Origin of the sequence: Actinomadura sp. (genome assembly GCF_044508335.1) — a bacterium.
Classification (GTDB): Bacteria; Actinomycetota; Actinomycetes; order Streptosporangiales; family Streptosporangiaceae; genus Spirillospora.
In genome coordinates this window covers 1-10,005 of sequence record NZ_JBIQHY010000178.1, presented here as the reverse complement: position 1 = coordinate 10,005, position 10,005 = coordinate 1, and the positions used below count along the sequence as shown (strand labels likewise).

At 73.7% G+C, this 10,005-nt stretch carries 8 protein-coding genes; 3 read left to right on the top strand and 5 right to left on the bottom strand.

All coding sequences use genetic code 11. The annotated features are described in order from the left end of the window. Window positions 1-599: 599 nt before the first annotated feature. Window positions 600-1,217, bottom strand: a complete 618-nt coding sequence (locus ACIWVC_RS33035; RefSeq protein WP_396455046.1) for a maleylpyruvate isomerase family mycothiol-dependent enzyme — start codon at window positions 1,215-1,217, stop codon at window positions 600-602. 261 nt (window positions 1,218-1,478) lie between these two features. Here ACIWVC_RS33035 and ACIWVC_RS33030 point away from each other — a divergent pair, with 261 nt between their 5' ends. Beyond that, window positions 1,479-2,087: a TetR/AcrR family transcriptional regulator gene (locus tag ACIWVC_RS33030; RefSeq protein WP_396455045.1), complete on the top strand. Its 609-nt coding sequence runs from the start codon at window positions 1,479-1,481 to the stop codon at window positions 2,085-2,087. A 252-nt stretch (window positions 2,088-2,339) separates the two neighbouring features. Then, window positions 2,340-2,876 (top strand): hypothetical protein, encoded by a 537-nt coding sequence (locus tag ACIWVC_RS33025; RefSeq protein WP_396455044.1) that lies wholly within the window; start codon window positions 2,340-2,342, stop codon window positions 2,874-2,876. On the opposite strand, the gene ACIWVC_RS33020 is transcribed toward ACIWVC_RS33025, so the two are convergent. Both ACIWVC_RS33020 and ACIWVC_RS33015 read right to left on the bottom strand, forming a co-directional pair. Then, window positions 2,857-3,582, bottom strand: a complete 726-nt coding sequence (locus ACIWVC_RS33020; RefSeq protein WP_396452400.1) for a dienelactone hydrolase family protein — start codon at window positions 3,580-3,582, stop codon at window positions 2,857-2,859. The two genes, ACIWVC_RS33025 and ACIWVC_RS33020, sit on opposite strands and share 20 nt — an antisense overlap. A gap of 654 nt (window positions 3,583-4,236) precedes the next feature. After that, entirely contained in the window at window positions 4,237-5,391 is a 1,155-nt protein-coding gene (locus tag ACIWVC_RS33015; RefSeq protein ID WP_396452398.1) for a hypothetical protein, read from the bottom strand. A gap of 569 nt (window positions 5,392-5,960) precedes the next feature. Here ACIWVC_RS33015 and ACIWVC_RS33010 point away from each other — a divergent pair. Further along, window positions 5,961-6,869: a tyrosine-type recombinase/integrase gene (locus tag ACIWVC_RS33010; RefSeq protein WP_396452396.1), complete on the top strand. Its 909-nt coding sequence runs from the start codon at window positions 5,961-5,963 to the stop codon at window positions 6,867-6,869. On the opposite strand, the gene ACIWVC_RS33005 is transcribed toward ACIWVC_RS33010, so the two are convergent. Beyond that, on the bottom strand, window positions 6,854-9,244 hold the full coding sequence (locus tag ACIWVC_RS33005) for an ATP-binding cassette domain-containing protein (protein WP_396452394.1): 2,391 nt from the start codon (window positions 9,242-9,244) through the stop codon (window positions 6,854-6,856). The genes ACIWVC_RS33010 and ACIWVC_RS33005 overlap by 16 nt on opposite strands. 163 nt (window positions 9,245-9,407) lie before the next feature. After that, complete coding sequence (locus ACIWVC_RS33000) at window positions 9,408-9,848, bottom strand: helix-turn-helix transcriptional regulator (protein WP_396452392.1); 441 nt, start codon at window positions 9,846-9,848, stop codon at window positions 9,408-9,410. Between the last annotated feature and the right edge of the window lie 157 nt (window positions 9,849-10,005).

The window sequence follows — 10,005 nt, the reverse complement described above, 5'->3', positions numbered from 1 at the left end:
CCGTTCCCGCTGCCCCCTCGATGACCCGGCCGGCCACCACCTACCCCCGACACCCACCTGATCGACAGGACACAGGGCTGACCGCCGCCACGGCGGATCCGGCGCCTGCTGTTCGTCCCGCGGCGGAGGGCGTCGGCGAGGCGGGCGGTAGGTCGTGGGAGTGGGCCAGGGAGGTGGGCGGGCAGGACGCCGTCGTTGGCCGGCGGGGCCGCCTCGGACGGACGGGATGGACGCGCACTCCTGGGGGCACGGCGGGGTGAGGGCGGCGGGACGGTGGTGATGCCGGAGTGGGCGGCGACGAGGGAGTTCGGCGAACCAGTCGCGGGCGGTGTGGGCGATGTGGGGTCGTTCGTCCAGTCCAGGCCGCACGCCCATGACCCGTTCCTGGCCGGTGCCGGTGATCCGGCGCTGACCGTGCAGGCCGGTGACATCGATCGCTTCGCCTCGGGTGAGTGGGTGGGGAGTCGGGCACGGCGCCGCGCAGGGGGCGACCACGATCGGAGCCCGGGCGTGCGCTTCTGCCGAGTGTTGGCCGACCGTCACCCCGGTTCCGCCGAGGTGGTGTCGACTTGCGATCCGCTGAGCCGGGGCGTAGCGGTTCACGCGGCGATGTATCGATCCCGTGCCGTGCCGTGGAGGTGTCCCGGTGGGAGCTTGCGGCCGTAGGCGACCAGCAGGAGGTCCTGGGCGCTGCCGGTCAGGGGCGTGCCGGCGCCGAAGGACCAGTCCAGGTCGTCGGCGCGCAGTTGGACGCCGTCGAGATCGGCTCCGAAGAATTTGAGGGTTCGGGGAGTGACGTGCTCGAGGAGGAGGCGCAAGCGCTCTTGCGGGACGCGGCGGTCGACACCGAGGGCGACGGTGATGTCCAGGCCGTGGATCACATCGTGGCCCAGGGCGGCGGTGATGCCGCCGATCGGTGGTTTCCAGGGATGGTCTGCGTTGTCGCGGATCGCGCTGACCAGCTCGGCCGGCGACAGGGTGGCCGCGTCCTGGCGGGCCCGCCGATCCGCCATCCGGTTGATGTCGCCCCGCGCCTTGAGGAGTTCGAGCACCATCCTGGGCATCGCGAAGCGGAATCCCATCGACATATGAGCCGCGACTTCTCGTACGCGCCATCCGGCGCACAAGGTCGGTGCGTCCCACTGGGCGGGCGCCAGGCTGTCCAGCATCGCCGCCAGTTCCCGGCGTTCGGCCGCGATTGCGGTGGTGATGTCCATGGTCATGCTCCTTTCGGGTGTTCTGTGCGCCTGTCAGCCGCTCTGCGGCAGGTCGGCGCGCGGTGATCAGCGGTGGCCGGGTCAGGTCGGCGGCGAGTTGGAGGGCTGTCGAGCCGCCCGTGGACATACCGAGCACGTTCACCGGCCAGGGGAACGTGGCCTCGACCGCCGCAGCGCACGGGAACGCCGCGCAGCCGGGGACGCGGCTCATGCACTCGGCAACATTCATCACGGGATTACTGTAATAATAGGATTATGAGAATGACCAGGGTCGAGGCCAAGGAGCGCAACCGGCGGGCCCTGCTGGACGCCGCGCGCCTGATCGTCGCGCGCGACGGCCACCGGGCCAAGCTGGAGGAGATCGCCGAGCAGGCCGGACTGACCACCGGCGCGATCTACTCGCTGTTCGGCAGCAAGAACGGACTGCTCGTCGCCCTGGTCACCGACTACCTCGGTCCCCACTACGACGGCATCGAGAACGCCGTCCCCGCCGGCATGGGCCTCATCGAGGCGGTGGAGGTCTTCGCGCGCCACTACCGCCGCCTGTGCGACGACCCCGACGCGCTGCGCCACCTGTCGTTCGAGATCAGCCTGCAGGACCTGGCCCTGCGTGACCCCGAACTCGCGCCCAGGCTCGCCGCCTCCGTCCGGGCACACGAAGAACGCCTGTCCGCGCTGCTGTCCGGCAGGCTCCACCACGGGACCGCACTCACACCGCGGCAGGCGCGACGCCTGGCCACGGCGCTGCGGGCGCTCCTGGTCGGCCTGAGCCAGGGCGTCATCCTCGGCCTGGCCGGCACCGCCCCCGAGGACTATTTCGCCGCCACCGCCCGCGCCCTGATCACCCCGGACGTACTCGGACCGCCCTGACCTCCCTGCCCGAAGCAGCGAACCCGACCGCGGGGCGGCGCCCGGCGCCGGCCAAGGCCCTCAACGCGCCGACCCCGGCCATCCGCGAGCCCGGCACGGCATGGGTCGAACTGCCGCGCCCCGCGGCCGCCCGCGACCAGCCGGCCGGGCACGTCCGCATCGGGTACGCGAGCGGTAGTGCTGGTCCAGCAGTGGCAGGTAGTTGTTGCCGAGCCGCCGGTAAGACTTCAGCCACACCGCCAGGGTGAGCAGATGACGTTCATCCTGGAGGTGCGGCCGCGCGCCCAGTCGATCTCGGCCTCGGTCGGCGTGAACGGCTCCGCCAGCTCCCGCGCCGAGACCACCCTCGCGAACGCCGGATACGCAGTCCGATCGATCAGGGTCACCCGTAGCCCCGACACCGCCACCAACACGACGCCAGGCACCCCGACCAGCAGCGATCAGCCCGCGGCCCCTTTCTGCCGTATTCCGGCTGCACGTCTCGATGACCCGGCGGGCATCACCCACCTCGACACCCACCTGATCGAGGGGGCCGCGGGGGACACAGGGCCGACTGCCGCCACGGTGGATCCAGCCGCCTGCCGTTCGTCCTGCGCGGAGACCTCGGCCGGATGCGTGGTCGGTGGTTGGCCGGATCCGGTCGCCGCTCGCCGGCGCCCCGCGGACCGGCGCGGCGACGGCCGCCGCCATCGAGGAGGCCGGGGCCTGGTCTCGATGGCGGCGGCCCGGCGAGGGGTGCCGCCTGGCCGGACGGCGGGCGTGGCGGCGGCTAGCTCAGGTGCCGGTTGAAGAACCGGGCCGCGGCGTCTCCCGCGGCCGCGGGAACGCCGGTGTGCCCGCCCATGTTGGCGTTCAGCGTCTTCTCCCTGGAGCCGAAGGCGTCGAACAGGTCCAGGGCCGCCTGCCGGTCGTTGCCCTCGTCGTCCCACTGCAGCAGGACGTGCAGCGGAATGGTGACCCGGCGGGCCTCCTCGAACATGGCGCGGGGCACGAAGCTCCCGGCGAACAGAAGGGCGGCTCGGATGCGCGGCTCGACCACGGCCAGCCGGATCCCGATGGAGATCACTCCTCCCGAGTATCCGACCGGGCCGGTGATCCCGGGCAGCGCGAGAAGGGCGTCCAGGGCGGCCTGCCATTCGGGGACCGCCTTGTCGACCAGCGGGAGGACGAGCCGGTCCACGATGTCGTCCCTGACCGGCTCGCCTGCCTCCAACGCGCGGCGCAGGTCGGCGCGGGCCTGCTCGGCGGCGGCCGAGCGGGGCCGGTCACCGCTGCCGGGGAGTTCGATGGTGGCCGCGGCGAAGCCGTCCGCCGCGCACTGCCGGGCCCGGGCGACCAGGCGCGGGTACATCGTGCGCAGTCCGCCGGGGTGGCCGATGAGGATCAGCGGCGCCGGTCCGGACGCGGGCGTCCACAGGATGCCGGGGACCTCGCCGAGGGTGAATTCGCGTTCGAGGACGCCGTCGTCGAGGCGTTGCTCGGAGGTGAACTGCATGGTCGTGCCTTTCGGGAGTGCTGTGAACGGCGCTCCCGGACGACCTATGGCCCGACCGTGACCCCAGAGGGGAGCACCCACGTCGATACTGCGTTCACGGGTACCACCTCCTCGTTGCCTGGCACGGCCCCCGGCAAGGTAGCAGCGGCGGCCCTGACCCCCCAACAGGTTTTCGCGGCGCTGCACGGGCCGGGGCGCCCCCGGGCCTCCGCCCGCGCCCCATCTCGCCCGTGCCCAGCACCGCGATCCGCATCTCGCCGTCCCCGCCTTCCAACCGGGGTCGCAACGCGGCCCCTCAAGGCCGAGTGGTACGCGGGGTCATGCGCCGCGGGTCTGTGCTCGGCGCACGCACCCGGCCGGGCAGTTGCAGCGCCGCTCCGGCATTCGCGCGCCTGCTGCACGATCCCGGCGAGGCTGTCGGACGCGCCCGGCCGCGCGCTGACGACGGCCGCGCTCACCGAGATCGCCCACCCGCTCCAGAGAAGGCACCGGCCGACAGCCGGCGACTCGTCCGCGAGCCGCCTGCAGGTGGCGGGAGACCGCTTCTCACCAGCCCTTCCCGCCGGCCGCGACCAGCGCGGGCCTAGATGACGCCGTGCTCTGTGCCCTGGTGGGGTCTGCCGGCTCGGGAGGCGGTGTCACCCCGGAGGCGTGTCAGGAGCCTTTCGCGGTTCGGGCGGCCAGCTCGGCGGTGACGGCGCGTTCGCGCTGGGCGGTGGCCTCGGCGCGGGCGGCGTCGCGTTCGCGGGCCAGTTCGGCCGAGCGCGTCTGCTCGGCGCGCAGGTCGAGGCGCACCTCGGCGATCTGGCCGCGCAGGGTCTCCAGTTCGGCGCGCAGGCCCTCGGCCTCGTTCTGGGCGGCCGCGGCCTGTTCGCGGGCGAAGTCGGCGGCCTGGCGCTGCAGCTCGTTGTCGGACCGGGCGGCCTCCAGCGCGGTGAGCGCCTCGGTGCGGGCGCGCTGGGCGAGGCGGTAGCGGTGGTCGGCGCGGTCGCGTTCCCGCTCGGCGGCCTGGGCGCGCGCTTCTTCGGCCGCTCGGAGGCGGTCGCCGTCTTCGCGGGCCTTGCGGGCCTCGGCCGCCTGGGACCTGGCCTGGTCGGCCTCGCGGCGGGCGGTGTCGGCGGCTCGTCCGGCCTCGGCCGCCCGGGACCGGGCGTCCTGGGCGTCGAGGCAGGCGCGTTCGGCTTCGGCGCGGGCGGCCTCGGCGACGCGTTCGGCTTCCAGGCGTGCCTGGTGGACGAGCCGGTCCGCTTCGGCGCGGGCCGCCGCGATCGCCTGTTCGGCTTCGTCCTGCGCGCTCTGCACAGCGGCGGCGGCCTCGGACCGGGCGTGTTCGGCGTCCCGCAGGGCCTCGTCGCGTTCCAGTTCGGCCTGCTCGGCGCGCCGCCGGTCGGCGCGGGCCCGTTCGCGGGCCTTCTCCGCGGCCTGCTCGGCCCGGAGGGCGCGCGCCTCGGCGTCCTCGCGCCCGGCCAGTGCGGCGGCGACGGCCGACTGCGCCTCGGCGCGGACGGCGCTGATCCGCGCCTCGACGCCGCGCGGGGAAAGCTCGGAGTCCAGGGCCTGGGCGAGGGGGGCGAGGGCCGCGGCGAGGCCCTGCTCCATGCGTTCGTACAGGTCCTCGGCGCGGGCGAGGGCGCCCTCCAGGCCGGGTGCGCCGCGCCGCAGCTCCCGCTCGCGCTTGGCGCGGGCCTGGCAGTCGCCCTCGGGGCAGTACTCGCGCGGCCGTCCGCGTCCTTCTCGCTGGGGGACGGGCCTGCCGCAGTACCGGCAGGCCCGTTCGGCGGCGGGCGCCGTTTCTTCGGTCGTCGTCACACGAGCATCCTACATTTTCTAGATTTCTATTTCCAGAAAATAAGAAGCTCTGGAAAACGTGGCGCCCTGACTGACGACAATGTTCGTTCTCAGAAGTCAGCTGGGCTAGGCTGCCCCGCATGGACGATCTCCCGCCGACCCCCGCCGGCGCACCGCCGCGCGCCGACCTGCATGGACGTCCGGACGGCGTCGCCCCCTGGGAGGGTGCGGGCTCCGAGCCGGCTCGGGACGTCCTGGCGAGGGGCGGCGACCCGCTGCGGCTCATGGACGAGTCCGGGCCTCAGCTGGAACCCGGGGTGGCGGCAGAGCCTGGGCCGCAGCGTGAGGCGCAGTTCCAGCCACAGGCGCAGGCGGCTGGGACGGTTGGGACGGTTGGGGCGGTTGCGGGGGAGCGGGCGGGCGGGGTGGTCGAAGGGCCGGTGGTCGGGGGGCCGGCGCCGGAGGCGGGGTCTGCGGGTGGGCGGCCTGCGCCAGGGCGGGGGGTTGCCGGTGGGCGTGCACCGGCCGCGGGAGCCAATCCGTTTCTGGTGTATCTCGCGGAGTTGGAGAGTCCCCGGTCGCGGCGGGCCATGAGCGCTTGCCTGCATCGGCTCGCCGCGATGTTCCACACCGCGTCCGGACGCGAGCCGGGCGACTCGCCGGGGGAGCGGTTCCCCTGGGCGGAGCTGCGCGCCGAGCACACGGCCGGGCTGCGGGGGCTGATCGGCCGCCAGACGGTGGACGGCCCGGACGGGGAACCGGTCCCATGGTCGCCGTCCTACCGCAACCTGCACCTGTCGGCGCTGCGCGGCGTCCTGCGGACGGCGTGGCGGCTGGGGCAGATGTCCACCGACGCCTACCAGCGGGCCGCGGCGGTGCGCAACTTCCGCGGGACGCGGCTGCCCGCCGGGCGCAGCGTCCACGCCGCCGAGTTCGCCGCCATGCTGGCGGCCTGCGCCGCGGACCGGTCCCCGGCCGGCGCCCGCGACGCCGCGCTGCTGGCCGTCCTGTACACCACCGGGGCGCGGCGCGCCGAGGTCGCCGCGCTGCGCCGCGAAGACTACGACCCGGGCGAGCGGTCGCTGCGGATCACCGGCAAGGGCGGCAGGCAGCGGCTGGAGTACGTCCACGAGGGCGCGGCGGCGCTGCTGGCCGCGTGGCTCGCCGCCGACGACCGCCCGTCGGGGCCGCTGTTCAAGCCGGTGCACCGGTCGGGCGCGGTCCAGCACCGGCCGATGACCGACGCCGCCGTCCGCAACGCGGTGGTCAAGCGGCGCAAGGAGGCGTCGCTGCCGCCGGTGACCCCGCACGACTTCCGCCGCACGTTCATCGGCGACCTGCTGGACCAGGGCGTGGACCTGGCGACCGTCCAGCAGCTGGTCGGGCACGCGTCCCCGGCCACCACGGCCCGCTACGACCGGCGCCCCGGGCGCCGCCGCCGCGGCGCCGTGGACAGGCTGCCGTTCCCGGCGCCGCCCGGCGGTCAGGGCGCGACGTAGTCCGCCAGGTGCCGGCCGGTGAGGGTGGAGCGGGCGGCCACCAGGTCGGCGGGCGTGCCCTCGAACACGATGCGGCCGCCGTCGTGGCCGGCGCCGGGACCGAGGTCGATGATCCAGTCGGCGTGCGCCATGACCGCCTGGTGGTGCTCGATGACGATCACCGACTTGCCGGCGTCGACGAGCCGGTCCAGCAGGCCCAGCAGCTGCTCGACGTCGGCGAGGTGCAGGCCGGTGGTCGGCTCGTCCAGGACGTAGACGCCGCCCTTGTCGCCCATGTGGGTGGCCAGCTTCAGCCGCTGCCGCTCGCCGCCGGACAGCGTGGTCAGCGGCTGCCCGAGCCGCAGGTAGCCGAGCCCGACGTCCGACATGCGCCGCAGGATCTTGTGGGCGGCCGGGATCCGGGCGTCGCCGGCGCCGAAGAACTCCTCGGCCTCGGTCACCGGCATCGCCAGGACCTCGCTGATGTCGCGGCCGCCGAGGCGGTGCTCCAGCACCGCCGCCTGGAACCGCTTGCCCTCGCACTCCTCGCAGGTGGTGGCGACCCCGGCCATCATCGCCAGGTCGGTGTAGACGACGCCGGCGCCCTTGCAGACGGGGCAGGCGCCCTCGGAGTTGGGGCTGAACAGCGCCGGCTTGACCCCGTTGGCCTTGGCGAACGCCTTGCGGATCGGGTCCAGCAGCCCGGTGTAGGTGGCCGGGTTGCTGCGCCGCGACCCCTTGATCGGGGCCTGGTCGACCGTCACCACCCCGTCCCGGCCGGCCACCGACCCGTTGATCAGCGAGCTCTTGCCCGACCCGGCGACGCCGGTGATGACGACCAGGACGCCGAGGGGGATGTCGACGTCGACGTCCCGCAGGTTGTGGGTGGCGGCTCCGCGCACTTCCAGGGCCCCGGACGGCGTCCGCACCGACGGTTTGAGGGAGGCGCGGTCGTCCAGGTGCCGCCCGGTGAGGGTGCCGCTGGCGCGCAGCCCCTGCACGGTGCCCTCGAACACCACCTCGCCGCCGGCGGTGCCGGCGAGCGGGCCGAGGTCGACGACGTGGTCGGCGACCGCGATCACCTCCGGCTTGTGCTCGACGACCAGGACGGTGTTGCCCTTGTCGCGCAGCTGCAGCAGCATGCGGTTCATCCGCTGGATGTCGTGGGGGTGCAGCCCGATCGTCGGCTCGTCGAAGACGTAGGTGACGTCGGTGAGCGACGACCCCAGGTGGCGGATCATCATGGTGCGCTGCGCCTCGCCGCCCGACAGCGTCCCGGACGGGCGCTCCAGGCTGAGGTAGCCCAGGCCGATCTCCACGAACGAGTCCAGGGTGTGCTGCAGCGTCGCCAGCAGCGGCGCCAGGGACGGCTCCTCCAGCTCCCGGACCCACTCGGCCAGGTCGCTGATCTGCATCGCGCAGGCGTCGGCGATGCTGATCCCCTTGATCTTGGAGGAGCGGGCCGCCTCGGTGAGCCGGGTGCCGCCGCAGTCGGGGCAGGAGGTGAAGGTGATCGCCCGGTCCACGAACGCGCGGATGTGCGGCTGCATCGCCTCCCGGTCCTTGGACAGGAACGACTTGCGGATCCGCGGGATCAGCCCCTCGTAGGTGACGTTGATGCCCTCGACCTTGATCTTGGTGGCCTCCTTGTGGAGCAGGTCGTGCAGCTCGGTGTCGCTGTACTCGCGGATCGGCTTGTCGGGGTCCAGGAAGCCCGAGCCCATGAAGATGCGGCCGTACCAGCCGTCCATGCTGTAGCCGGGGATGGTGAGCGCGCCCTCGCGCAGCGACTTGGAGTCGTCGTAGAGCGCGGTGACGTCGAAGTCGGTGACCGCGCCGCGCCCCTCGCACCGCGGGCACATGCCGCCGGTGATGCTGAAGGTGCGCTTCTCCTTCACGGTCTTGCCGCCGCGTTCGACCGTGACCGCGCCGGCGCCGCTGATGGAGGCGACGTTGAACGAGAACGCCTTGGCGGGGCCGATGTAGGGCTTGCCGAGGCGGCTGAACAGGATGCGCAGCATCGCGTTGGCGTCGGTGGCGGTGCCGACGGTGGAGCGGGGGTCGGATCCCATCCGCTGCTGGTCGACGATGATCGCGGTGGTGAGCCCTTCGAGGACGTCGACCTCGGGCCGCGCCAGCGTCGGCATGAACCCCTGCACGAACGCGCTGTAGGTCTCGTTGATCAGCCGCTGCGACTCCGCCGCGATCGTGTTGAACACCAGCGAGCTCTTGCCCGACCCGGAGACGCCGGTGAACACCGTCAGCCGGCGCTTCGGTATCTCGATGCTGACGTCCTTGAGGTTGTTCTCGCGCGCCCCGTGCACGCGGATCAGGTCGTGGCTGTCGGCGGGGTGCGGCGCGGCCGCCCGCGCGTCGGTCCCCGTGGCCATGCTCATCGTGTCTCCATCTGCGTCGAGGTCTGCGTCGAGGTCTGTGTTGCGGTCTGTGTCGCGGTCTGTGCCGCCGCCCGGCCCGATGCGGCCCGGTCCGCCCCGGGCCTGCGGATCGGCCGCACTCCGCGGCCGGGCGCGGGGCGGTGCCCATGGGCGGCCACGCTAGTCACCGCAGGCCGGCGGGCGCTTCTCGATTCCTGACCGGCCGGGTCGCCTGCTTGGCCACGCACGAGGGCACGTCGGACGCGGCCCCGGCGGCCTGGCGGCGGTACGCGCCGGGCGGCATGCCGACCAGCTCGGTGAACCGGGTGCTGAAGGTCCCCAGGGACGCGCAGCCGACCGCGAAGCACACCTCGGTGACGGTGAGGTCGCCGCGCCGCAGCAGCGCCATCGCCCGCTCGATGCGCCGGGTCATCAGGTAGCCGTAGGGCGATTCGCCGTAGGCGCGGCGGAACTGGCGGCTGAGGTGCCCGGCGGACATGTGCGCTCCGCGGGCCAGCGCCTCCACGTCGAGCGGCTGGGCGTACTCGCGGTCGATCCGGTCCCGGACCCGGCGCAGCCGCGCGAGGTCGCGCAGGTGCTGCGCCTCGTCCGATCTGCTGCTCATCTCTGAGATCGTGCCACACGACCAGGACAAAACGACCCGATCACGGCGCCGGTCCGGCCGGGCGAGCCGGACATGAGCGGAACCAGCCGCCCGCCCGTCACCGCGCCGCGCGCAGGCGCCGCCGCACAAAGCGCCCGCTCCGAAGGCGTCCGGGACG